Source organism: Actinoplanes sp. NPDC026623, from assembly GCF_040638275.1.
Taxonomy (GTDB): domain Bacteria; phylum Actinomycetota; class Actinomycetes; order Mycobacteriales; family Micromonosporaceae; genus Actinoplanes.
Window position 1 is genome coordinate 25464 of the sequence record NZ_JBEZXZ010000005.1, and the last position, 23339, is coordinate 48802.

A 23339-nucleotide genomic window follows, 5' to 3' on the forward strand; every position below is an offset into this window, starting at 1 on the left:
GTGGACCGGGCCCGCTCGGCCGGTGGCCCGATGACCTGCGGGTTACCGTCGTGGAATGAATCTTGTCGAGGAGTTGGCGTTGCTCGCCTACGGCGACGACGGCGCCCCGGACACCGACGGCGTGCATCTCGACAACGGCCTGGCCGGCGCGCTGCTGCTGGAGCTCGCCCTGGCCGGCCGGGTGGACGTCGAGGACAGGAAGGTGGTCGTCCGGGACCGGACCCCGACCGGCGACCCGCTGGTTGACCGGGCCCTCGACCGGATCGTGTCCGCCGCACGGCCGCGCCGGCCCAGCCAGTGGGTGGCGAAGTTCGCCAAGGACATCCGCAGGCCGGCCCTCGACGGGCTCGTCGCCGACGGCGTGCTGACCCGGGAACAGGACCGGGTGCTGCTCGTCTTTCCGCGTACGCGATATCCGGCCTCGGGTGGCGTCGAGCCCACGCCCGAGACCGACGCCCGGCAGCGGCTGGCCGCCGCCGTGTCGGGGACCGGGGCGGTCGAGCCGCGCACGGCCGCGCTCTGTGCCCTGCTCGCCGCCACCGACCTGGACCGCAAGATCTTCCGCGACCTGGACCGCGGCCGGGTCAAGGCCCGGCTGCGGGAGATCTCGCGGGGCGCCTGGGGCGCCGCGGCGGTCGGCAGGACCGTCGAGGAGATCCAGGGCGCCGTCGTCGTCGCGGTGGCGGCGGCCGCCATCGCGACCGCCACGACGTCCTAGGCGGGAGCCTTGTCGCCCTTGATCGAGCGGAGCAGGACGCTCGCCACGTCGACGACCTCGACGTTCTCCTGCTCGCCCTTGCCGGTCACGCCGTCGCCGATCATCGTGTAGCAGAACGGGCAGCCAACGGCGATCGTCTTCGCGCCGGTGGCGAGGGCCTCCTCGGTGCGCTCCACGTTGATCCGCTTGCCGATCCTCTCCTCCATCCACATGCGGGCGCCGCCGGCGCCGCAGCAGAAGGACCGCTCGGAGTTGCGCGGCATCTCGGTGAGGCCGCCCTCGATCGCGCGGCCCAGGACCTCGCGGGGTGCCTCGAAGACGCGGTTGTGCCGGCCCAGGTAGCAGGGGTCGTGGTAGGTCACGCCGCCGTCGACCGGCTGGACCGGGGTCAGCTTGCCCTCGGCGACCAGGTGGGCCAGCAGCTGGGTGTGGTGCACGACCTCGACCTTGAGGCCGAGCTGCTCGTACTCGTTGCCGAGGGTGTTGAAGCAGTGCGGGCAGGTCGCCACGATCCGCTTGACGTTCGCTTCCTGCAGGGTCTCCACGTTCTGCTGGGCCAGCATCTGGAAGACGAACTCGTTGCCGATCCGGCGGGCCGGGTCGCCCGTGCAGGTCTCGCCCTCGCCCAGGATGGCGAAGTCGACGCCGGCCTCGTGCAGCAGCGTCGCGACCGCCCGGGTGGTCTTCTTGGCCCGGTCCTCGAACGCGCCCGCGCAGCCGACCCAGAAGAGGTAGTCGAAGTCGGCCTCGCCGACCCGCTTGATCTCGAAGTCGAGGCCCTTGGTCCAGTCCTCGCGGGTGTTCTGCGGCGCGCCCCAGGGGTTGCCCTTGTTCTCCAGGTTGCGCAGCATGACGCCGGCCTCGGCCGGGAAGCTCGACTCGATCAGCACCTGGTATCGGCGCATGTCGACGATGTGGTCGATGTGCTCGATGTCCACCGGGCACTGCTCGACGCAGGCGCCGCAGGTGGTGCAGGACCAGAGCACGTCCGGGTCGATGACGCCCTGCTCGTCCTCGGTGCCGATGAGCGGGCGGTTCCCCTCGGCCAGCGAGAGGACGTCCAGGTGCGCGAGCTGAGCCTGGGTGGCCTTCTCCTCGCCGGTCAGGTCCTTGCCGCCGCCGGCCAGCAGGTACGGCGCCTTCGCGTACGCGTGATCGCGCAGCGACAGGATCATCAGCTTGGGCGAGAGCGGCTTGGCGGTGTTCCACGCCGGGCACTGCGACTGGCAGCGGCCGCACTCGGTGCAGGTCGAGAAGTCGAGCAGGCCCTTCCAGGTGAACTGCTCGACCTGGGCGACGCCGAACTGGTCCTTCTCGGGGTCGGCCTCCTCGAAGTCCAGCGGCTTGCCCTGGCTCATCATCGGCCGCAGCGCGCCCAGGCCCGAGCCCGCGGGCTTCTCCGGGCTGCGCTTGAAGTAGATGTTGAAGAACGCGAGGAAGCGGTGCCAGGCGACGCCCATCGTCACGTTCAGCGAGATGGTGATCAGCCAGCTCATCGAGATCAGGATCTTGACGAGGGCGGTCCAGGTGGCGCCGTTCTCCCAGGCCGGGAGCAGCGCGCCGATGCCGTGGCTGACCGGGGTCGCCCAGAGCGGGTACTCGAAGTGGTCGGTGGCGACCTTGAAGCCGCGGATCAGGAAGCCGCAGATCAGGACGGCGATGATGATCGCCTCGACGAAGTACGCCTGCCACATCGTCGACCCGGTGAAGCGCGACAGGCCCTTGCCCCGGCCGGGCTTGTTCAGCTGGCGGATCGTGATCAGGACCAGGATGCCGGCCGTGCCGAACACGCCGATCCACTCGGTCGCGAACCCGAAGATCGTCCAGGGGCCGATGATCGGCAGGCCGAGCTTCGGGCTGACCACCTCGAAGTAGGCCTCGAGCACCAGCAGCGACAGCACCAGGAACGCGATCATCACGAACCAGTGCGCGGCGCCGACGACGCCCCACTTGAGCATGCGGGTGTGCCCGGCCGTCTCGACCAGCATGGTCTTGGTCCGGGTGCCCTTGCCGGCGAAGCGCTCGGGGTCGGCCTGGCCGCGCCGGATCACGGCGGTCATCGACATGACCGCGCGCACGGCGAGAGCGACGGCGACGAGGGTGACGACGCCCGCCAGGACGGTGGCGACGATCTGCGCAGTGCCCATGTGCGTGGTGCCTCCTCGGTCGGCTGACTCGCCGGCCATGTTACCCACGAGTAATCAGATTGCGCGCGGGTATCCCGGTCGTCTTTTTCGCTGCCCAGCCAACAGCGCACCCCGCGCTGCTCTGGCGGCAGGGTGCGCTGTCGGACAAATCAGACGAAGGCCACGTTACCGCTTGGTGGCACCCCTAGGACACGCTCGCGACTAGCGCCAGCGGGACAGGATGCCCAGCGAGGCGACCATGCAGCCGAAGCCGACGAGAAGGTTCCAGTACTTCCAGGCCTCGACCGGGTACTGCTGCTCCGAGAGGTAGTAGATCACCAGCCAGGCGATGCCGAAGATGATCAGGGCGACCGCCGTGATCGGCAGCCAGACCGGACTCGGCTTCTTCGACGCCGCCGCCGCGGCCGGACGAATGTCCGTCGGCGGGGTGTAGACCTTCTTCTTGCGAACCTGTGACTTCGGCACGGCGCTCTCCTGAGGGCAACAAGTGGTGAACAACCCACCCCTGAGCGGCTCCGGGGGACCCCGAAAGCTGCCCGTGGCGAATACTGTTCGATAGCTAGCGTAGTCAAGGCGGCGCGCATACAGGCACCCGCCGGTGGGTTTTTCGGCCGAGCCGAGGGAGGACAACCGACGTGGAGTACACCACGGGGGCGCCCTCGTGGCGACTTGTCCTGCGACGCGCCCTTGGCGGGCTGCGCCCGAGGAGGCCGAGTCAGCGCCAGCGTGGCTGGTCAATCGCGGTGCCCTTGATCGGGCTCGCGGCCGGCCTGCTCTTCACGACCTCGGCGACGACGGCCGACGGCACGGCACTGCGCGACGATCGACGGCCCCAGTTGGCTCAGCTTATCGCCGATAAGCGGGCCCGGCTCGAGGACCGCGAGGAACGCGCCGCCAACCTGCGCGCCGCGGTCGACCAGGATGCCGCGAGACTCGCAGACGTCTCGGAGCCGGTCAAAATCGCCCGCGCACGCGCCGACGCCCTGCGCGCCGGCGCCGGTTTCACCACGCTGCGCGGCCCCGGACTCACCGTCCGTCTGAACGACTCGCCGCAGCGCACCACCGGCGGTGGCACGGACGCCCCGGAGAACGATGACCTGGTCGTTCACCAGGGCGACGTGCAGGCCGTGGTGAACGCGTTGTGGGCCGGCGGCGCCGAAGCAATGTCGATCATGGATATCCGCGTGATCTCCACGAGCGCGGTACGCTGTGTCGGCAACACGCTGCTGCTACACGGCCAGGTCTTCTCGCCACCTTTTAAGATCACGGCAATCGGCGAACCCACAGCGATGCACCAGGCGTTGGAGTCCGCAGAGGGAGTCCAGCAATTCCGTGCCGCTGTCGCCGACTTCGGCCTTGGCTACCAGGAAACCGTCGAGAGGAACGTGACTGTGCGGGCGTACGACGGGTCGAGTGACCTCCGATCCGCCGAGGTCCCCGAGTGATGGAAACGTCGGACGCCCAGGAGGGCGCGGCGAACTCCGGACGGCATCGCGCACCCGACGGTGACGCCCAGACGGCTTTCATCCCCCGGATCACCGACGCGTCGTCGGACGGCGTGCCCGGCGGGCCGCTCGAGCTGCCGATCGGGCTCGACCCGGGCCCGGCCTGGCCGTCGTCGCCCGCCCCCGGCCCGGCCGTTCCTGGCGGCAGTCCGCCGCCGGCCCGCCCGGTCGAAACGGTCTCACCCGACGACACCGCCATCATCCGGACCGACGCCCCCGTCGGATCGGTCCCGGACCCGGTCGTCGCCCGCGCCGCCGCCGCGGCCCGCGCCGCCGCGAAGGTCGACCCCGCCACCGCCATGGCGAGCGGTGCGCCTCGACCCGCCGCCGCACCGGGGCCCGCGGCCTCCGGCCCGGTGACCGCCCCCGCCGGCAATGCGTTCGACTACTTCACCGCCGCCGCCGGAGGCGCCGCGGCGGCCGCTGCCGCTCCTCGGCAGTCCCGGAGCGTGCCGGCAGATCCAGCGCCGCTGGGCTACGCCCGGTCCGCCGGCGAGCCGCCCGCCGCGAACGGCTTCGACCGCTCTCCGAACGGCGTGCCCCGTCCGGCCGAGCCCGTGCTCGCTCCCGGCCACAACGACGTCCACCCCGCCCCCGCCGACGGCTACCGCCGGCCGCCCGCCGAGCCGGTGCAGAACGGTGCGTACGGGCGTGACAGCGATCCCCGGCCCATCTCTCCCGGCGTCTCGCGACCGATCGCGGACGCGTTCGCGCATCGCGGCGGCGGGCCGATCGCCGCCGATCCCGTCGCGCCGGGCGCCGAGCCACGAGGCTTCGGCCGGCGCGCCCAGGTCGCGGGCAACGGCGACCTGGCGGCGGGTGCGGCCTCCGGGCGACTGAACGACGCCGTCGACCGCCGGGCGGCCGGCCGCGACGATCTCCGGGAGCCGCTGCCGTCGCCCGCCGCCCGTCGTGGCGGCACCACGCACCCCGCGCCGGAACAGGACCCGTCGGCCACCGCGATCATCCGCACCGCCGACGCGCCCACCGGCCTGCTCCCCTCGATCCGTCCCAAGGCCGGCAACCGGGCGGCACCGGAAGCCGGCGGTCCCGTGCGCACCCCCTTGCCACCCGGGCCCGGCGACAAGGGCGCCGCCTCGGTCGCCGAAGCCGTGGCCGCCGCGGCCGCGGAGCCGGACACCCCCGCGAGCGAGGACAACGCCGAGAAACCTCGGCGCGGGGAAAAAGTGGTAAAGCTGCGACCGGAACAGACGGACGAGGGTTACAAGAGCGTGTACTCCGAGTTGACCCGCCCCACGCTGGGCTCACGCATCCGGGCCGGCGTGCGGGTGTCCGGCGAGCTGATGATCACCTTCGGGCTGATCGTGCTGCTCTTCGCCGGCTACGAGGTGTTCGGCAACTCGGCCAAGGTCGAGAACGAGCAGGACACCCTCGCCAACCAACTCGACCAGGAGTGGAACGATCCGACGGTCGCGCCCTCCGAGCCGGCCAAGGCCGCGCCGGCCGCGCCCGGCAAGAACCTGGTCGGACGGCTCTACATCCCCAAGCTCGGCATGAAGTGGGTCGTCGTCAACGGCGTGCGACCGCAGGACATCCGGTACGCGCCCGGGCACTACCCGGACACCGCCGCCCCCGGGGAGGTCGGCAACTTCTCGGTGGCCGGCCACCGGATCCGCAAGATCTTCTGGCGGCTGGACGAGCTCAAGCCCGGTGACGTGGTCGGGGTCGAGACCCGGTCCAACTGGTACATCTACAAGGTCATCGGCCACGAGGTCGTGAAGCCCTCCGCGGTGGAGGTGGTGGCGCCGGTGCCGGACAAGCCGAACGCCAAGCCGACCAAGGCGCTGCTCACGCTCACCACCTGCAACCCGAAGTTCAACAACTATCAACGACTCATCGTGCACGCCGAGCTCGTCGACACGGTCAAGCGTGATGCCACGCTGCCCGCGGCCGGCAAGCCGGCCGAGCTGCAGAAGTCGAAGGCGTAGGGAGGGCCGCTATGTATTCCTGGATCTGGCGCAAGCTGCCCTTCGGCCTGTGGGGCCGGCTGACCAGCTCGTTCGTGCTGGTCACCATCGTCGGCGCCCTTCTCTGGTATGTCGTCTTCCCGTGGGCGACGCCGCTGCTGCCGTTCGACGACGTGCAGGTGGGCACGGGCACCGAACAGGGCGGACCGGCCGGCCGGGATCCGAACACGGTGCGCGGCAACGACGCGGAGCTGGGCCCGGACGAGATCCCCTACAACGAGCACACGAACGAACCCGAACCGACTGCCAGCTAACTAGGTGACGCCGTGCGCATCCTCGTGATCGACAACTACGACTCGTTCGTCTTCAACCTCGTGCAGTACCTGGGCCAGCTCGGCGCCGAGTGCGAGGTGCGGCGCAACGACGAGATCACGGTGGCCGACGTCGGCGACTTCGGCGCCGCCGGGCTCCTGCTCTCCCCGGGACCGGGTGCACCGGACCGGGCCGGCATCATGCTGGATGTCATCACCGAATATTCGGGAAAGCTGCCGATCTTCGGCGTCTGCCTGGGTCATCAGGCGATCGGCGCGGCGTTCGGCGCCACCGTGACGCGGGCACCGGAGTTGCTGCATGGCAAGACGTCGGAGGTGCGGCACAAGGGCACCGGCGTGCTGACGGGGCTGCCGGACCCGTTCACGGCGACCCGCTACCACTCCCTGGCCGTGCTGCCCGAGACGCTTCCGAGCGAGATCGAGGTCACCGGCTGGACCGAGTCCGGCGTGGTCATGGCGATGCGCCACCGGACGCTGCCGATCGAGGGCGTGCAGTTCCACCCGGAGTCGGTCCTGACCGAGGGCGGTCACACCATGCTGGCAAACTGGCTGGCCTCCTGCGGCCTGCCGGAGGCGCTCGAGCGGGCTCCGCAGCTCGCCGCCGAGGTGGAGTCCCGCCGCCGCTCGGCGTTCGCGACCGCCTGACCTCGAAAGCCCTCGACGAAAACGAAGGCCCGGACGCCGACCGGCGTCCGGGCCTCGTGCTGTTCGACTCCTAAGTCAGCGACCGAGCAGGTTGCCGACCGTGCCGCCCTCACCGGTGCCGCCGCCGTCACCGGCCGGCGGGGTCGTCTCGCCCGGGTCCGGCGAGCCGGAGGCATCCGGGTCCGGCTCCGCGATGACCGTCAGGGTGATCTCGGTGTCCTTGGTCCGCTTCTGCCCAGCGTCCGGGGTCTGCCCGACCACCTTGCCCGGCGGGCCTTCCTGATCCGACGGCTGGATCTTGATGTTCTCGAAGCCCCGGCTCTGCAGCAGCTCCCTGGCGACGTCCTCGGACTTGCCCACCACCGACGGCACCTCGATCAGGTTGCCCCGCGAGATCTCCACCGTGATCCTGGTGCCGGGCTCGACCTGCTGGCCGGCCTTCTCGACCTTGACCACGTGGCCTTCCTCGACGGTGCTGTTGACCTGCTTGAACTCCGGCTCGAGCCGGGCGCCCTCCAGCGCGGACCGCGCGGCGTCCTCGGTGCTGCCGATGAGATTGCTCGGCACCCGGGTCACCGCGGGGCTGGTGCACATGTTGATGGTCACGGTCTTGTCGATCTGCAGCGGCGAGTTCTCGGACGGGGTCTGTTCCGCGACCACGTCCTTGCAGTTCTTGGTCTCCTTGGGCTCGCCGACGGCCACGTTCGTGAAGCCCGCGTCGGCCAGCTTCTTACGGGCGTTGCCCTCCGACAACCCGATCACGCTGGGCACGTTCCGGGTCGCGATCTCGGTCGGTTCCTGGTTGTTGTTCGCCATGTACAGGCCGATGCCCAGCGCCACGACGGCGAGCACGCCGAGTGCGGCGAGCACCGCCATCACCCAGGAGGACGTCCGGCGCTCCGGCTGCCGCGGGTCGCGCGGGCCCCCGGCCGGGATCGCCCGGGTCATCGCCGTCTGCTGGCGCATCGGCGGGCCGGACATCGCCATCGTCTCGGCCTCGGACATCACCGGGGTGGCCAGCACCGGGCGGCCCGACACCGCGCGCAGCGCGTCGGCACGCATCTCCTGCGCGCTCTGGTAGCGGTTCAGCGGGTTCTTCGCCAGGGCCTTCAGCACGATGGCGTCGACGTCCGGCGGAACCTCGCGGTTGATGTCGCTCGGCGCCTTCGGGTCCTCACGGACGTGCTGGTAGGCGACGCTGACCGGGCTGTCCCCGACGAACGGCGGGTGCCCGACCATGAGCTCGAAGAGCACGCAGCCGGCGGCGTACACGTCGGAGCGGGCGTCCACGGACTCACCGCGGGCCTGCTCCGGGGACAGGTACTGGGCCGTGCCGATGACGGCACTGGTCTGCGTCATCGTGGTGGCACCGCTGGCCAGGGCCCGCGCGATGCCGAAGTCCATCACCTTGACCTGGCCGTTCTGCGTGATCATCACGTTGCCGGGCTTGATGTCGCGGTGGATGATGCCGTGCCGGTGGCTGAACTCCAGGGCGGCACAGATGTCCGCGGTCGTCTCCAGCGCACGGCGCGGCTGAAGGCGCTGCTCGGCGGCGAGGACCTCCTTGAGGGTCCGGCCGTTGACGAACTCCATCACGATGAACGGCAGCTTCTCGCCGGTCGACGAGATCTCCTCGCCGGTGTCGTAGACGGCGACGATCGCCGGGTGGTTCAGCGCCGCGGAGTTCTGCGCCTCGCGGCGGAACCGCTCTTGGAAGGTGGGATCCCGGGCGAGATCGGTACGCAGCATCTTGATCGCCACGTCGCGGCCAAGACGCAGGTCACGGCCCTTGTGCACCTCTGCCATACCGCCATAGCCGAGCAGCTCGCCGACCTGGTACCTGCCACCGAGCAGGCGGGCCTGCGCCGTCATAGCGTCTGTCGTCCTTCGGTCGCGTGGTTCAGGCTGTGCGGAGCGGCAGCCTGCTTCAGAAGACGGTACGACGCCACCGGCGTCCGTTGCCCGGCGAAGCCCGCGTGGGCGATCGTAGACGGCGCGCCGAGCGCGCCGGTGCGGCCCTGGTTGAGCAGGAACGAGATGACCCCGGCGCAGAGCAGCACCAGCAGGGCGAGGACCACAGCCAGCACGATCAGCACCTGCCGGCCGCCGGACCCCTCGGGCTTGCCACCCTGCATCGGATGGTGCTGCATCGGCGGTGCCGACGGATGCCGGTACGGCTGCTGGGCCGGCGGCACCGAGGCCGCTCCGCGCGCCTGACCGCCCGAGACCGGGCGGGGGACGGGCGGATACGGCGGCCGGGCCTGTCCCGAGACCGGATGCCCGGGCGGGCCCGAGGCCGGCGCGCCCGAATGCGGCCGGTTCGCCACCGCGGGTCCGCCGGATTGCGGCCTGTTCATCACCGGGCCGGAGCCGTTGACGGCCGGCTGATGCACCTGGGTCGTGAGGGAGGAGGCGGCCTGGCGGGCCACTGCGGCCATCGCCGACGCGGTGGGCCAGCGCGCCCCGGGATCCTTGGCCAGCGCCCGGTCGACGATCGCCCGGACCGCCGGCGGGATGTCGGCGGGCAGCGGCCGCGGCGTGTCCCGCACGTGCTTCATGGCGATCTCGATCGGCGTCGAGCCGTCGAAGGGCCGGTGACCCGAGAGGCACTGGTACGCGACCACGCCGAGAGCGTAGACATCGGAGGCCGCGGTGGCGACCGCTCCCGAGGCCTGCTCCGGCGAGATGTAGGAGGCCGTACCCAGCACCGAGCCCGCCACGGTCAACTGCCCGACGAGGGCGGACCGGGCGATGCCGAAGTCGGTGAGCACCAGCGTGCCGTTCGGGCGCACCAGCAGGTTGCCCGGCTTGACGTCGCGGTGCACGATGCCGTTCGCGTGCGCGGCCTGCAGGGCGTCCGCGGCCTGCGCGACCAGCGCCATGGTGCGGGCCGGGGTGAGCCGGCCGACCCGGCTCAGGGTGCGCGAGAGCGCGTCGCCCTCGACGTACTCCATGACCAGGAACGCGAGTTGCTGGTCGCTGCCGTAGTCGTAGACATCGACCACGCCGGGGTGGTTGATGGTGGCCATGGTCCGGGCCTCGCCGCGGAAGCGCTCGGCGAAGCCGGGCTCGTCCAGCAGGGCCGGAAGCAGAATCTTGACGGCGACCGTCCGGCCCAGCACCTCGTCGGTGCCGCGCCACACGTCGCCCATGCCGCCTCCGGCGATCCGCTCATCCAAGCGGTACCGGCCGCCGAGGGTAACCCCAGGGCTGATCACGTCAGTCCCCTCCCCGGCCCGCCGCGGCCTTCATGATGAGCCCGGCGATCCGGGCCGCCTCGGCGCTCGCATGACCGCCGGGCACGTTCTCCAGCATGACGCAGACCGCCGAGACGGCCTCGCCCTTGTCGTTGAAGGCGAATCCGATGAACCATCCATGGTCGTCGGCACCGGGCGCGTTCTGAGCCGTGCCGGTCTTGCCGCCGACCTGGAAACCGTCGATCTTCGCCCGCTGGCCGGTGCCGTTCTCGACGACGCTGACCATCATGTCCTTGAGGTCGCTCGCGACACCGCCGTCGACTGGGCTGCGCAGCGTCTTCGGGCTGGCGGTGTAGATCGGCCGGCGATCGGGGCTGAGCAGCTGCTGCACAAGGTAGGGCCGCATCTGCCGGCCGCCGTTGGCCACCGTGGCCGCCATCAGCGCGCCCTGCATCGTCGTCATCCGGACGTCCTTCTGCCCGATGGACGACTGGGCGAGCGCGGCCTGGTCGGTGCTGCCGTCGGGGTTCGCCATGTCGCCGGTGTGGCTCGCCGCGACCGGCAGGCCCGAGCCCTCCAGGTTTCCGACCTCGAGGTCGCTCTGCTCGAAGCCCCAATCCTGCGCGGCCTTCTTGATCTTGTCCCGGCCGAGCTTGACGCCGAGCTGCGCGAAGCCGGTGTTGCAGCTGTCGGTCAGCGCCTCCTCGAGGGTCACCTGCGCGCCGGGGCAGGTGTCCTCCTCCGAGTTCTTGATCGGTTCGCCGGAGCCGGGCGGGGTGTACGTGGGACCGGCCGGGATCTCGGTGCTCTTCTTATAACCGCTCTGCAGCGCGGACGCCGAGACGATGACCTTGAAGGTGGACCCGGGCGGGTACGTCTCGGACAGCGCGCGGTTCAGCAGCGGCTTGTCCTTGTCCGCGTTGAGCTTCTCGTACTCCGCCGCGGCCGCCTTCACGTCGTGGCTGACCAGCGGGTTCGGATCGAAGGTCGGGAAGGACACGAGCGCCTGCACCGCGCCGGTGCGCGGATCGATCGCCACCGCGGAGCCCTTCTTGGCGCCGCGCTCGTTGTCGGTGACCTGCTTGTAGGCCGTCTCCTGCGCCTTGGGAATCACCGACAGCACGACGTTGCCGCCGCCGGCGTTGTCGCCGGTGAACATCGCGCTGACCCGGTCGGCGAAGAGCTTGTCGCTGGCGCCGGAGAGGAACTCGTTCTCGCTGCGCTCGATGCCGACCTCGGCGATGTTGACCGGCTTGTAGCCGATGATCGGCGCGTAGAGCTTCTTGTCCGGGTACACCCGCAGGTACTTCAGGGTTCCGTCGGTGGCCTTGTTGATCGCGAACCCGTGGCCGCCGGCCTCGATGACCCCGCGCGGGACCTCGTACTCGGCGACCCGGACGCGGCCGTTGTAGTCGCTGGTGCGGTAATCGTCGGCCTTGTAGCCCTGCACCCAGTTGAGGTTGGCGAACAGCAGGCCGAAGAGCACGAGGATAACCACGCCGGCCTTACGCAGCGGTGCGTTCACGGCTTGATCACCTCCGTCATGGCGCCGTGTAGCTGAACGGGCGGTTGCTTCGGCACTCCGGGTGCCGCCGCCGGACCACCGGTCACGGGCCGGCGCGCGGCGTCGGAGATCCGCAGCAGCATCGCGATCAGCAGCCAGTTCGCCATCAGCGACGAACCGCCGGCGGACAGGAACGGCGTGGTCTGACCGGTCAGCGGGATCAGCCCGGTGATGCCACCGAGGATGACGAAGACCTGCAAGCCCAGGGTGAACGCGAGGCCGCCGGCGACCAGCTTGCCGAACGAGTCGCGCACCCCGAGGGCCGTCCGCAGGCCGCGCTCGACGATCAGCAGGTAGCAGATCAGCAGCGCGGAGAGGCCGAAGAGGCCGATCTCCTCGCCCATGCCGGCGAAGATGAAGTCGTTGCGCACCTCGGGCACGAAGCCCGGCGAGCCGGCGCCCGGCCCGGTGCCGAACAGGCCGCCCGTTCCGAGCCCGAGCAGGCCCTGGACCAGCTGGTAGCTGCCGCCGACCCGGTCGTAGTTCGCGGTGGCGAACGGGTCGAGCCAGACCGTGGCGCGGTCGTAGAAGTTGGCGAACGGTCCGCCGATAGCGTCACCCAGCAGGTAGGCCACGTAGACGCCGCCGAAGAACATGACCAGGCCGATGAGCAGCCAGCTGACCCGCTCGGTGGCGACGTAGAGCGTCACGACGAACAGGCCGAAGTAGAGCAGCGCCGTGCCGAGGTCCTTCTCGAACACGAGGACCAGCAGGGAGAGCAGCCACACCGTGATGACCGGGCCCAGGTCGCGGCCGCGGGGGAAGTCGATGCCGAGGAAGCGGCGGCTGGCCAGCGAGAGCACCTCGCGCTTGCGGACCAGGTAGTAGGCGAAGAAGGAGACAAGCGCCAGCTTCGCGAACTCACCGGGCTGGATCGAGAACGCGCCCATCTTGATCCACAGCTTGGCGCCGTTGACCTCCGAGAGGCTGCCCGGCAGCACCGCCGGGATCATCACCAGCACGATACCGACCAGGCCCAGCGTGTACGCGTACCGCGACACGGCCTTGTGGTCCCGCACGACCAGCAGCAGGATCGCCGCCAGCACCACCGCCGCCAGCGTCCAGGCGAGCTGGCGGCCGCCGACGCCGGCGAAGACGCCCGGCTCGGGCTGCTTGTCGGCGATGGACTTGGCCAGGTCGAGGCGCCGCAGGAAGCCGACGCCGAGGCCGTTGATCAGCGCCACGGCGGGGATCAGCACCGGATCCGCGAACGCGGCGACGTTGCGGACCACCAGGTGCAGGCCGAGGAAGAGCACGCTCAGCAGCGCCGCCGGCACCCAGAAGGTCGGCGTGACCTTGCCGAACTGGTTGGCCTCGACCGTGGCCCCATAGGCGGCCACGATCACCATCGCGAAGGCGAGCAGCCCCAGCTCCGCGTTGCGCCCCGTCTTCGGGCCCTGGACACGCGGCATCTCACCCGTGGGATTGGGTGTGGGAGCCGGTAGTGCGGGCGCGGTCAAGAAGGAGTCCCCAGACTTCGGTGGGCGGACGCTCAGCCGACGGGCCGGCACCCGACCGGGTCGATGACCGGCGAGGCAGCGTCCGTAGGCAGGGCGTCCGGCGTGATGGCAGGCGCGAGCGCCGGCGCCGAGGTGGGTGTTTTCCGGCTGGGAGACGAGGTCTTCCCTGCCGCGGACGGCAGACCGGTCGGGTTCACCGGCTGAGTCACCGTCGGCGCGGGGCTGCTCGGTGAGCAGATCGGCTTCAAGTTGGGGTTGGACGGCTCATCGCTGGTCAGCTCGGCCAGCCGGCGACGCGCGTCGACCTGGCTGTCCGCGTGGATGCCCTCCTTGACCCGGGCCTGCGCGACCAGGGTGAGGTCGTCCAGCCGGGCCGGGCTGCTCTCGTTGAGGCTCGACAGGTCGAGGCCGGCGATCTGGCCGGGCACCCCGCGGAAGATCGCGAGCTGGCCCTGCTCGGTGGCGCCGACGTAGTACTGCTTCTGGGTGTACTGCCAGCCCAGGTAGAGGCCACCGCCGAGCACGCCGAGCAGCAGGAGCACCAGCAGACTGGTTCGCACCGGATGCTGCCGGGGCTGGTCCGGCTCGTCGCGGTCGTAGCCCGCGCCCTCCGGCTGCGCCGGCCGCGGCGGCGGATGCAGGGCGGCCGCGCGTGCGGCGGCGCTGGAGGCGTCCGCCACCGTCGAGTTGCCGCGGTCGCGGGCGGCCGCGCCGCCGACGATCGGGGCCTGCTCCATGATGTCGGCGTCGGTCGCGTCGGCGATCACCACGGTGATGTTGTCGGGGCCGCCGCCGCGGAGCGCGAGCTGCACGAGCCGCTCCACGCAGGCCTGCGGATCCGGGATGTCCCGCATGCTCTCGTCGATGGTCTCGGCGCTGACGACACCCGAAAGACCGTCGCTGCAGATGAGGTAGCGGTCGCCCTTGAGCACCTGGCGGACCGAGTACTCCGGGTCGATGTCCCGGCCGTCGAGCGCGCGGGTCAGCAGCGACCGCTGCGGGTGGCTGCTCGCCTCCTCCGGACTGATCCGGCCCTCGTCGACCAGCATCTGTACGTAGGTGTCGTCCTTGGTGATCTGCGAGAACTCACCCTGGCGCAGCATGTAGGCGCGCGAGTCGCCGATGTGCACCATGCCGATCTTGCTGCCGGAGAAGAGCACGGCGGTCAGCGTGGTGCCCATCCCCTCCAGGTGCGGATTGGCGTCGACGGTGTCCCGCAGGGTCTGGTTGGCGTTGCCGACCGCATGACGAAGGGCGTCCACCAGCGCATCGCCGGGTACGTCCTCGTCGAGCGGGGCCATGGCCGCGATGACGATGTTGCTGGCGACGTCACCGGCGGCCATGCCGCCCATGCCGTCGGCGACGGCAAGGAGCCGCGGTCCGGCGTAGACGGAGTCTTGATTTCCGTCTCGGATCAGACCGCGGTCGCTTAGGGCGGCGTAGCGCAGGGTCAGGGTCATGGCCGTAACTCAAGTGAAGTGCGGCCGATCCGGATCGGCACGCCAAGGGGGACGGGAGTAGGTCCGGAGACCTTACCGCGATCGAGATAGGTGCCGTTCGTCGAGCCAAGGTCCTCAACGAACCACTGGCCGTCCCGCGGCACAAGCCGGGCGTGTCGAGCCGACGCGAAGTCGTCCGTGATGACCAGCGTCGAGTCCTCCGCCCGTCCGATAGTAATTTGAGCCTCACCGAGCGTGATCCGCGTGCCGGCCAACTGACCGGCGGTCACGACGAGCTGCCGGGCGGCCTTGCCCCGCTTCGCCTTCGCGGGCCGGCCCTGCATCACCGCACCACCCACGCCTCGCGGGCTGGCGACGATGCTCTTGGACCGGACGCCGGCGAAGAGATCCTTTCGGATGACTCCCACCACTGTGAACACAAAGATCCACAGCAGGATCAGGAAGCCGAACCGGGCGACGGTGAGGACGAATTCTGGCAAGGTGCCTAGCCGTCCACTCGGAACGTGAGCGTGGTCGTGCCCAACTGGATCATGTCGCCCGGGTTGAGAGCCACGGCCGACACGCGCTGGCCGTTGACCATCGTCCCGTTCGTCGATCCCAGGTCCGTCAGCACGACCTGGCTGCCGTCGTAGTCCAGCCGGGCGTGCCGGCGGGAGATGCCGACGTCCGGCAGACGCAGATTCGCCTGGTCACCACGGCCTATCACCGTCGAACCCATCTGCAGCGGGTACGTGCGCCCATCGCCGGACACCAGGCCGACATTGCGGCCGTTGTGCCCGTGCTGCTGGTAGCCACCCTGCTGCTGTTGCTGGTCATACGGCGAGTAGGCAGGCGCCGCGTCATAGGCGGGCTGCTGCACCGGTGCGACCTCGCCGCCCGTGTACACCTCCGCCGTGACCCGGAACATGCCCGTGTCGAGCCCGTCACCGCGCTCGATCTCGACGATGACATCGCCGTAAACCGTCCAGGCCTGCTCACCGATGAACTCCGCCTGCGACTGGGCCAACTCCTGGGCCAGTGCGGCGGCATACGGCGCCAACCTGCTGTGGTCGTACGGCGAGAGATCGATCACGTAGCGGTTAGGCACCAAGGTACGGCCACCGGCGAGGATGGCCTTGTGTGCCTCGGCCTCCCGCTGCATCGCATTCAGAATCTCCACCGGGTGTACGACACCCTTGAACACCTTCGCAAAGGCCCCCTCGACCAGGCCTTCCAACCGCTTCTCAAAGCGCTGCAGCACGCTCACCGGCTCCTCCTCGGGTTCCGAGGACATGATGGTATCCGGCCGCCGCTTCCGCATCTCTGCGCAGAGCGGCCGTCGCTCCTGACCCTCGTATTGCAGCCCGTGACGCCGTGCTAGTCTTCCCTGGCGTCACGGGCAGTATCTGCTCGCGGTGTAACGAGGGACAGCGTAGTCTGTTCCGGCTAATTGAATGCCACGGGGATGTGGCGGAATGGCAGACGCGCACGGTTCAGGTCCGTGTGTCCGAAAGGACGTGGGGGTTCAACTCCCCCCATCCCCACGATCGACTAGGCGACCCCTGCCCGCGGAAAGCGCGGGCCTGGGGTCGCTCTTCATTTCTGCTCCGGGGGCCGAGCCCCCGGAAGCCCCGCGCTGTATTGGCTGCGCTGAGCGGGTCGGTTGCGCTGTCGTGGCTGGGCTGAGCGGGTCGGTTGCGCTGTCGTGGCTGGGCTGAGCGGGTCGGTTGCGCTGTCGTGGCTGGGCTGAGCGGGTCGGTTGCGCTGTCGTGGCTGGGCTGAGCGGGTCGGTTGCGCGGTGCTCGGCTGGGCTGAGCGGGTCGTTGCGCTCTGCTGGGCTGGGGGTTGGTTGCGCGGTCGTGGCTGGGCTCGTTGGTTGCGGTGTTGGGGTCGGCCGGGCTCGTTGGGCGGGGTTGCGGGCCTTGCGGTTGGTGGGGGACCTCCGTTCGGGTGACAACGGAGCGTGAGCGTGGCCGCGTTATGCTCTCGTCTGATTTCCCGCACCCGAGACCCCTGGAGAGTTAGCTCGTGGCCGTCGCCCTGGTAACCGGATCGGGTGGTCTCATCGGCTCCGAGGCGGTCCGGCACTTCGCCGGGCTCGGCCTCGAGGTGGTCGGGATCGACAACGACATGCGGCAGGAGTTCTTCGGCGCGGAGGCCTCGACCGCCTGGAATGTGCAACAGCTCACGGCTGAGCTCGGGTCGGCGTACTCACACCATGGGGTGGACATCCGCGACCGGGACTCGCTGGCGAAGATCTTCCAGCGTTACCGCACGGACATCGCGGTGGTCATCCACACCGCCGCTCAGCCGTCGCACGACTGGGCCGTGCGCGACCCGTTCACCGACTTCGACGTGAACGCCGGCGGCACCCTCAACATGCTGCAGAACACCCGCGAGCACTGCATCGACGCGCCGTTCATCCACTGCTCCACCAACAAGGTGTACGGCGACACCCCCAACCGGCTCCCGCTGATCGAGCAGGAGACCCGCTGGGAGATCGACCCGGCGCACCCGTACGCGGACGGCATCACCGAGGACATGTCGATCGACCAGTGCCTGCACTCGGTCTTCGGCGCGTCCAAGGTTGCCGCCGACGTGATGGCACAGGAGTACGGCCGCTACTTCGGGATGAAGACGGCGATCTTCCGGGGCGGCACGCTGACCGGCCCGGCCCACTCGGCCACCGAGCTGCACGGCTTCCTCGGGTACGTGATGCGGGCCAACATGGAACGCCGGCTGTACCGGATCTTCGGCTACAAGGGCAAGCAGGTACGCGACGCCATCCACAGCCACGACGTGCTCAGCGCGTTCGAGGCCTTCTTCCGCAACCCGCGCTCGGCGGCGGTCTACAACCTCGGCGGCGGCCGGCACTCGAACTGCTCCAACCTCGAGGCGTTCGCCATGGCGGAGAAGATCAGCGGCACCGAGATGGTCACCGAGTACGTGGACGAGAACCGGATCGGCGACCACCAGTGGTGGATCGGGTCGATGGCCGCGTTCCAGGCCGACTACCCGGAGTGGAAGCAGGTCTACGACGTCCCGATGATCCTCCAGGAGATCTACGAGGCGAACGTCGGCAAGTGGGTTCCAGCGACATGAGCGACCGCACCGAGCGCAGCGAGGGCCGGCAGCGCGTGTCGAGGATGGGCAGGGCAACGTCGTGATCGCTCAGGGTAAGAAGAACGTTCTCGGGGTGCTGGTCGACGCCGTCGACTACGAGGCCGCCACGGCGCAGATCATCGAGGCGGCGCGCGAGCGCCGGCCCTACGCGGTGACCGCGCTGGCCGTGCACGGCGTCATGACCGGCGTGCAGGACCGGGCGCACAACGCCCGGCTCAACTCCTTCGACCTGGTCACCCCCGACGGCCAGCCGGTACGCGGCGCGCTCAACGTGCTGCACCACGCGGGCCTCGCCGACCGGGTCTACGGCCCGGAGCTCACCCTGCGCGTGCTGCGCCAGGCCGCGGCGGAGGGCCTGCCGGTCTACCTGTACGGCTCGACGGAGCCGACGCTGGAGAAGCTGGTGCCGGCGCTGGAGCGGATGTTCCCCGCGCTGAAGATCGCCGGGGTAGAGTCGTCGAAGTTCCGCAGCGTCCAGCCGGGCGAGAACGTCGAGATCGCCGACCGGATCAAGGCGTCGGGCGCGCGTGTCGTCCTGGTCGGGCTGGGCTGCCCCCGCCAGGAGATCTTCACGTACGCGATGCGCCCGCTGCTCGACATGCCCCTGCTGGCCGTCGGCGCGGCGTTCGACTACCACGCGGGCCTGCTCAGGAACCCGCCCGCGTGGATGCAGAAGTACTCCCTCGAGTGGCTGTGGCGCCTCGGGCTGGAGCCGAAGCGGCTCTGGAAGCGTTACCTGCTGCTGAACCCGGCGTACGTGTCGCGGCTGACGGCGCAGCGGCTCGGCGTGTGGAAGGCGACCCCGCCCGCGCCGGCCACCGAGCCGGTCGAGAGCTTCGCGGTCTGACGACGGGTGCCGGGGTCCTCCGCGTCGCCGCCGGGACCCCGACCGACCTCCCCAGGTCGAACCGTCGATGTCCGGGAAAGGCGTCGCCGGGCATCTGGCACCCGACACTAGGACACACGTCACTGTCGTAACAGGGGTCATTGTCCACTTCGCCCATTGGAGTGAGCGCTTTATGTAACCGGTCAGTTACGTGGAGTCAGGCGCCCGCCCCCTACGGGTACCCGGTCCGGGCATATCCCGGTTCTCTTCCTTGCGCGGCAGGTGAATTCTGTCGATGTGAACACCGCAACGGACCTCATCTCGATCGGCGCCCTCGCGGCCGTCTGGCTCACCGCCGGATTCCTGGCCGAGACGCTTCCCGGCGTCCGCACCGCCCGTGAGCTGCGCCTGCGCGGCCGCGCACTGTCCATGCTGGTCGGCGGCGGCCTTGCGGTGCTCATCGCCGTACCCCTGGCCACCAACCTGCTGCCGGGGGACTCCGCGGTGCCGGCGGCGATGCTGCTGCCCGCCGTACCCGCGGTCTTCGTGATGCTGGTGACCGCGCGTCGCGTCACCCAGATCCGCCGCGGCGCGGGCGCGTTCGCCACCGCCCCGCTGACACCGGTGCCGCCGGCCCTGCGCGCCGCGGCGGCGCACCCGCTCGTCGCGACCCCGCTGCAGGTCACCGGACTGGCCGCGCTGGCGGGCGTGCCGATCGCCGCCGGCCTGGTGCAGATGCCCGGCGCCGACTCGGCCGGGACGGTGCTCGCGCTGGTCGGTGCCGGCGTCCTGGCGCTGGGCATCCGGCACGCGATCCGGCACGGCCGGCTCAACGTCGCCGTCGTCGCGCCGATCGGCCGGGGCGGCCTGCGGCCCCTGCCGGCGATGCGCACCTCCACGCCGTTCGAGGCCTACACCGCGCTGCCGGACGAGCCCGACGTGGCGATCACCGCCGCCCCCGCCCGCCGGGCCGCCTGACCCGCGGTACTACTTACGCCTTGCTTCCTGCACGTAGAGCAGCTCGAGGATCGACCGGGCGGCCTCGAACCAGCGGTCCAGCCAGCCGGATTCCGGCATCGTGCCGCGGACCGGCAGCTCGAGCAGCAGGCCGCGCAGCAGCGGGTGGTCCGCCATCGACTGCGAGCTGGACGCGTCGACCCAGCCGCCCGAGGAGAAGACCGGCTCGGTCAGGCCCTGCAGGTCGAGCGACGGCAGCTTCGACGCTCGTTCCAGCGCGCTGGTCGGCTCGATGGGCGTGCGAGTGGGCAGGCCGGAGGTGAGGCCGGAACCGCCGCTGCTGCGCGAGACCAGCTCACCGTCGCCGTTCTCGGCGGCCAGTGCGGCCTCGCGGCGGGTCTGGCGGTATGCGCTCACGCCGCCGCTGAACCGATCCTGCGCGGTCGCGGATCCGTTGCTGAGGTTGTCGGAACCAATCGTCATCTGTTTCGCCTTGCCTCGCTCGTATCGAAGGCCTGCCCGCACCGTCACGAGGGGGAGACGGTTAGCCGTACGGGCTGACGGCGGTTCGAGGCGCGGTCCGGTCCGCGCTTAGAGCGTTCAACGAGGACGGGGCCGACTGGCGACGGTACAAAAGGGGCGAAATGCGACGACCGCCCCCGCGTGGGCGGGGGCGGTCAGTGATGCCGTGCTCTAAAGGTCGAACTCACCGTCCTTGGCGCCTCCCACGAAGGCGTCCCACTCGGCGGCGGTGAAGATCAGTGCGGGTCCGGTCGGGTTCTTCGAGTCGCGCACCGCGATGGCCTGGTCGACAAAGGCGACCTCGACGCAGTTGTCACAGTTCGGGCCGCTGCGAGTGCTCTTGAACCACTGAGCGCGGTTCAGATCGATCCGGAAACCCTTGGTCTCAACTTCCACAATGGCTCCTCTGCCAGCATAGCGATCATGTTTCTGGACTCCTCGGGTGAGAGGGCCGTCGCCCGGATGGTGTCGAAGATGGAGTTGTACTTGCGGAGATCATCGCTCTTCTCCAGGAAAAGCCCACCGGTGGCGTTTTCAGAGAACACCACGTTGGGATCTTCGGCATCCGGAAAGTCGAGGATCGCGAACGTGCCGTCCATGCCGGCGTGGGCACCCGCCGCGAACGGCAGGATCTGCAGCGTGACGTTCGGCAACCGGGTCGCCTCGACCAACCGGAGCAATTGATCTCGCATGACCTCGTCGCCGCCGACTGGGCGACTCAGCACCGCTTCATCGAGCACCACCCATAGATCGATCGGATCGTCCTGATTCAGTAACGCTTGACGCGCCATTCGGACGCGCACCCGTTGCTCTATTTCTCGGTCGCTGTCACTCAGTCGGGCGGCCCTAATCATGGCAATTGCATACTTATCGGTCTGAAGCAATCCCGGGATGACCTGCTGCTCGTACGCCCGGATCGACTTGGCGGCGGCCTCGAGGCCGACATAGGCGCCGGTGAGAACTGTGCTGAATGGGTGCCACCATCCCTTTTGGCGGGCTTCTCTGGATATTTGCACCAATTCGTCCGACTCGATGCCGCTAACACCGTAGATGTCCAACATATCCTTGACATCGCGCGGCGTGGCGCTCGTGTGGCCCGTCTCGATTCTGGACACCTTCGACGGTGAACAGCCGAGGCGATCGGCAACCACGTCGATCGTCACGCCGGCCTCGTCGCGGTACCTGCGGAGCTCGGCACCGAGTCGGCGGCGGCGGATAGTGGGGCTGCGGCGCGGATTCACGCTCACCTCCGGACTGCGTGGCACTGTGCAACGGAACGACTACGCAGCGTCCGCCGTACGGTGTTTGTCGGAGTCAGTGTCTCTGTTGATCTCTTGATCCTTCAAGTGTCCACAGTGATCGTTAGATCACTATCGGCTGACCTGCAACTTGCATCGACCCTCCTCGTGGTGCAATCTTTGCCTAAGGCATGCGTCACTCAGGGTTCTTGAGGAAGCGCTGAGAGACACCGCCGAGCCCGACGCACCGCACCAAAAGCGACGCCGTCGCTGGGGGTCGGCTCCCGTCGGATGTCCAGGATGGACTCTGCGAAGTCCGCCGGGCCCCGATGAGGCCGTCGATGGCGTTACCGCACCGTTGTGATGAATGGCATCATCGCAACCTTGCAAACACGTACGAGCCGGGCACACTGGACCATCTGCGTTCACTATGCGGCAAAGTGATGTTTGCCCCTACTGGGTTCAGGACAGGAGATGACGTGCTTCCTCGGTCCGGCGATGTCATACACGTGACGAAGGCGGCGAGTGTCCAATTCGCGGCGCCGATGCTTTTCCGGGTCATCCGGGTGCACGACTGGCCGACCTACGAGGGCTGGATCTGGCTGGACGGCTACGAGCTCAACGCGTCCGGTGACGCCGTCGAGCGACGCTCGATCTTCGTCCAGGTCGGCGGCCTGCGCCAGGTCGGCAAGGCCCCGGACCCCCGTGCCAGAAACGGCCGCCAGCCTGGAATGACCACTGGCGGCATCTCCACCCGCGCCCTGCGCGCCAACCGCTGACCAGGCCGTCCCCACCGCTGCGGGCTCAATCCCCGTCCGGCTGATCGGTGGGTGCGGCCGAGGCCGCCGTCTGCGTGGGTGCGGCCGACGTGGTCGGCGCGATCGCGACGATCAGCGAGATGACCGTGTCCGCCGGCACCTGCTGGCCCTCGGCCGGGTCGCTGTCGATCACCGTGCCGGCCGGATAATCGCTTGTCACGTAGCGCAGGCGATAGCGCAGCAGCTTACGGTCGAGCGCCGCGCGCGCCTCGTCCTCGGAGAGCCCCTTCAACGCCGGAACCGTGATGTCCCTCGGCGGCGGCACCGAAGACGTCGGCTCGGTGGTGGCCGGCGTGGTGGTCGGCGCCGCGGTGGTAGGCGTGGTCTCCAGGGCGGGCGGGGCCGTGGTGGTCACCGCGGGCGGGGTGGCGGCGTCCCCGCTGGACTGCACGATCAGGTAGATCCCCCAGCCCAGGACCGCGAGCAGCGCCAGGCCCACGATGCCGACCAGGATCGGCATCCACCACTTCCCGTGCGGCTCGCCCGAGGACACCGCGGCCCAGTCGCCGTCGCCGTCGTCGTCGTAGCCCGAGGGCGGCCGCACCCCCGCCCGCCCGGACCAGCCCCGATCGCCGTCGTCGGCCCAGGCGTCGGCGCCGCGGTCGAAACGAGCCGTGTGTGCACCCGCATCGCCGGCCGCCGGCAGCTCCGCCGTGGTGTCGCGCCGCGGCGGCCGCGGTGACTCCTGCGTCGCGTCCTCGTCCGGCGCGGCAGGCGGCATCTCCTCGGTGCGGTCGGCGGCCGCGTCCCCCGTTCGGGGACCGCCGTTCGGACGACTTTCGCTCTCGTCCTCGAACGGAGAGAACTCGTGCGTCTCGTCAGGACGGCCGGGTTCCTCGTCGTCGGACATCGCAGGATCCTCCCCCTCACAGGCCGTCTGACGCCAACCTAGCCAATCTTGTGGCAACACCTCGGCGATT

General features: G+C 69.8%; 22 protein-coding genes and 1 tRNA gene. 10 read left to right on the plus strand and 13 right to left on the minus strand.

The window, feature by feature from the left end; translation table 11 throughout:
* Window positions 1-55 precede the first annotated feature (55 nt).
* Window positions 56-718, plus strand: a complete 663-nt coding sequence (locus AB0F10_RS02635) for a GPP34 family phosphoprotein (protein ID WP_360620058.1) — start codon at window positions 56-58, stop codon at window positions 716-718.
* Here AB0F10_RS02635 and AB0F10_RS02640 read toward each other — a convergent pair.
* Together AB0F10_RS02640 and AB0F10_RS02645 are read right to left on the minus strand one after the other, a co-directional pair.
* Window positions 715-2865 carry a (Fe-S)-binding protein gene (locus AB0F10_RS02640; protein WP_360620059.1) on the minus strand — a complete coding sequence of 717 codons (2151 nt, stop codon included), beginning with the start codon at window positions 2863-2865 and terminating at the stop codon, window positions 715-717. The genes AB0F10_RS02635 and AB0F10_RS02640 overlap by 4 nt on opposite strands.
* Before the next feature lie 201 nt (window positions 2866-3066).
* A complete protein-coding gene (locus tag AB0F10_RS02645) occupies window positions 3067-3330 on the minus strand; it encodes a cell division protein CrgA (RefSeq protein ID WP_360620060.1) in 264 nt (87 codons plus the stop codon).
* Between the two features lie 170 nt (window positions 3331-3500).
* Here AB0F10_RS02645 and AB0F10_RS02650 point away from each other — a divergent pair, with 170 nt between their 5' ends.
* From AB0F10_RS02650 to AB0F10_RS02665, 4 genes are read left to right on the plus strand one after another with little or no spacing between them, the layout of a single operon-like run.
* Complete coding sequence (locus AB0F10_RS02650) at window positions 3501-4310, plus strand: DUF881 domain-containing protein (RefSeq protein ID WP_360620061.1); 810 nt, start codon at window positions 3501-3503, stop codon at window positions 4308-4310.
* Window positions 4310-6319: a class E sortase gene (locus AB0F10_RS02655; RefSeq protein ID WP_360620062.1), complete on the plus strand. Its 2010-nt coding sequence runs from the start codon at window positions 4310-4312 to the stop codon at window positions 6317-6319. Before AB0F10_RS02650 ends, AB0F10_RS02655 begins: the two co-directional genes overlap by 1 nt.
* A gap of 11 nt (window positions 6320-6330) precedes the next feature.
* Window positions 6331-6612, plus strand: a complete 282-nt coding sequence (locus AB0F10_RS02660) for a hypothetical protein (RefSeq protein ID WP_360620063.1) — start codon at window positions 6331-6333, stop codon at window positions 6610-6612.
* A 12-nt stretch (window positions 6613-6624) separates the two neighbouring features.
* Complete coding sequence (locus AB0F10_RS02665; RefSeq protein ID WP_360620064.1) at window positions 6625-7275, plus strand: aminodeoxychorismate/anthranilate synthase component II; 651 nt, start codon at window positions 6625-6627, stop codon at window positions 7273-7275.
* Window positions 7276-7350: 75 nt separating this feature from the next.
* On the opposite strand, the gene pknB is transcribed toward AB0F10_RS02665, so the two are convergent.
* The 7 genes from pknB to AB0F10_RS02700 form a co-directional block, all read right to left on the minus strand.
* Complete coding sequence (gene pknB, locus AB0F10_RS02670) at window positions 7351-9147, minus strand: Stk1 family PASTA domain-containing Ser/Thr kinase (protein WP_360620065.1); 1797 nt, start codon at window positions 9145-9147, stop codon at window positions 7351-7353.
* Window positions 9144-10493 (minus strand): serine/threonine-protein kinase, encoded by a 1350-nt coding sequence (locus AB0F10_RS02675; protein WP_360620066.1) that lies wholly within the window; start codon window positions 10491-10493, stop codon window positions 9144-9146. Before AB0F10_RS02675 ends, pknB begins: the two co-directional genes overlap by 4 nt.
* Window position 10494: 1 nt before the next feature.
* Entirely contained in the window at window positions 10495-11997 is a 1503-nt protein-coding gene (locus AB0F10_RS02680; RefSeq protein ID WP_360620067.1) for a penicillin-binding transpeptidase domain-containing protein, read from the minus strand.
* On the minus strand, window positions 11994-13448 hold the full coding sequence (locus AB0F10_RS02685) for an FtsW/RodA/SpoVE family cell cycle protein (RefSeq protein WP_360620068.1): 1455 nt from the start codon (window positions 13446-13448) through the stop codon (window positions 11994-11996). Before AB0F10_RS02685 ends, AB0F10_RS02680 begins: the two co-directional genes overlap by 4 nt.
* A gap of 80 nt (window positions 13449-13528) precedes the next feature.
* Window positions 13529-14956 carry a PP2C family serine/threonine-protein phosphatase gene (locus AB0F10_RS02690; RefSeq protein ID WP_360620069.1) on the minus strand — a complete coding sequence of 476 codons (1428 nt, stop codon included), beginning with the start codon at window positions 14954-14956 and terminating at the stop codon, window positions 13529-13531.
* The gene (locus AB0F10_RS02695; protein WP_360222207.1) at window positions 14953-15435 is read right to left on the minus strand and encodes an FHA domain-containing protein; all 483 of its coding nucleotides are present in this window, start codon (window positions 15433-15435) and stop codon (window positions 14953-14955) included. The genes AB0F10_RS02690 and AB0F10_RS02695 overlap by 4 nt, the downstream gene beginning before the upstream one ends.
* 5 nt (window positions 15436-15440) lie before the next feature.
* Window positions 15441-16229 (minus strand): DUF3662 and FHA domain-containing protein, encoded by a 789-nt coding sequence (locus AB0F10_RS02700; RefSeq protein ID WP_360620070.1) that lies wholly within the window; start codon window positions 16227-16229, stop codon window positions 15441-15443.
* Window positions 16230-16396: 167 nt separating this feature from the next.
* Between AB0F10_RS02700 and AB0F10_RS02705 the strand changes: the two genes are divergently transcribed.
* The 4 genes from AB0F10_RS02705 to AB0F10_RS02720 all read left to right on the plus strand — a co-directional run bounded on the left by AB0F10_RS02705 (window position 16397) and on the right by AB0F10_RS02720 (window position 19862).
* Window positions 16397-16479, plus strand: a tRNA-Leu gene (locus tag AB0F10_RS02705).
* Window positions 16480-16963: 484 nt separating this feature from the next.
* Window positions 16964-18037, plus strand: coding sequence for an NAD-dependent epimerase/dehydratase family protein (locus AB0F10_RS02710; RefSeq protein WP_360620071.1), 1074 nt, complete (start codon window positions 16964-16966; stop codon window positions 18035-18037).
* Window positions 18038-18098: 61 nt separating this feature from the next.
* Entirely contained in the window at window positions 18099-18905 is an 807-nt protein-coding gene (locus tag AB0F10_RS02715; RefSeq protein ID WP_360620072.1) for a WecB/TagA/CpsF family glycosyltransferase, read from the plus strand.
* Window positions 18906-19181: 276 nt separating this feature from the next.
* On the plus strand, window positions 19182-19862 hold the full coding sequence (locus AB0F10_RS02720) for a hypothetical protein (RefSeq protein WP_360620073.1): 681 nt from the start codon (window positions 19182-19184) through the stop codon (window positions 19860-19862).
* Between the two features lie 9 nt (window positions 19863-19871).
* Here the strand turns inward: AB0F10_RS02720 and AB0F10_RS02725 are convergent, their stop codons facing one another.
* The 3 genes from AB0F10_RS02725 to AB0F10_RS02735 form a co-directional block, all read right to left on the minus strand.
* Window positions 19872-20324: a hypothetical protein gene (locus AB0F10_RS02725; protein WP_360620074.1), complete on the minus strand. Its 453-nt coding sequence runs from the start codon at window positions 20322-20324 to the stop codon at window positions 19872-19874.
* A gap of 210 nt (window positions 20325-20534) precedes the next feature.
* On the minus strand, window positions 20535-20759 hold the full coding sequence (locus AB0F10_RS02730; protein WP_360620075.1) for a DUF397 domain-containing protein: 225 nt from the start codon (window positions 20757-20759) through the stop codon (window positions 20535-20537).
* On the minus strand, window positions 20723-21604 hold the full coding sequence (locus AB0F10_RS02735) for a helix-turn-helix transcriptional regulator (RefSeq protein ID WP_360620123.1): 882 nt from the start codon (window positions 21602-21604) through the stop codon (window positions 20723-20725). Before AB0F10_RS02735 ends, AB0F10_RS02730 begins: the two co-directional genes overlap by 37 nt.
* Window positions 21605-22080: 476 nt before the next feature.
* Between AB0F10_RS02735 and AB0F10_RS02740 the strand changes: the two genes are divergently transcribed.
* A complete protein-coding gene (locus AB0F10_RS02740) occupies window positions 22081-22380 on the plus strand; it encodes a hypothetical protein (protein WP_360620076.1) in 300 nt (99 codons plus the stop codon).
* Window positions 22381-22405: 25 nt separating this feature from the next.
* Here AB0F10_RS02740 and AB0F10_RS02745 read toward each other — a convergent pair whose 3' ends face one another.
* Complete coding sequence (locus tag AB0F10_RS02745) at window positions 22406-23269, minus strand: PASTA domain-containing protein (RefSeq protein ID WP_360620077.1); 864 nt, start codon at window positions 23267-23269, stop codon at window positions 22406-22408.
* Window positions 23270-23339 lie beyond the last annotated feature (70 nt).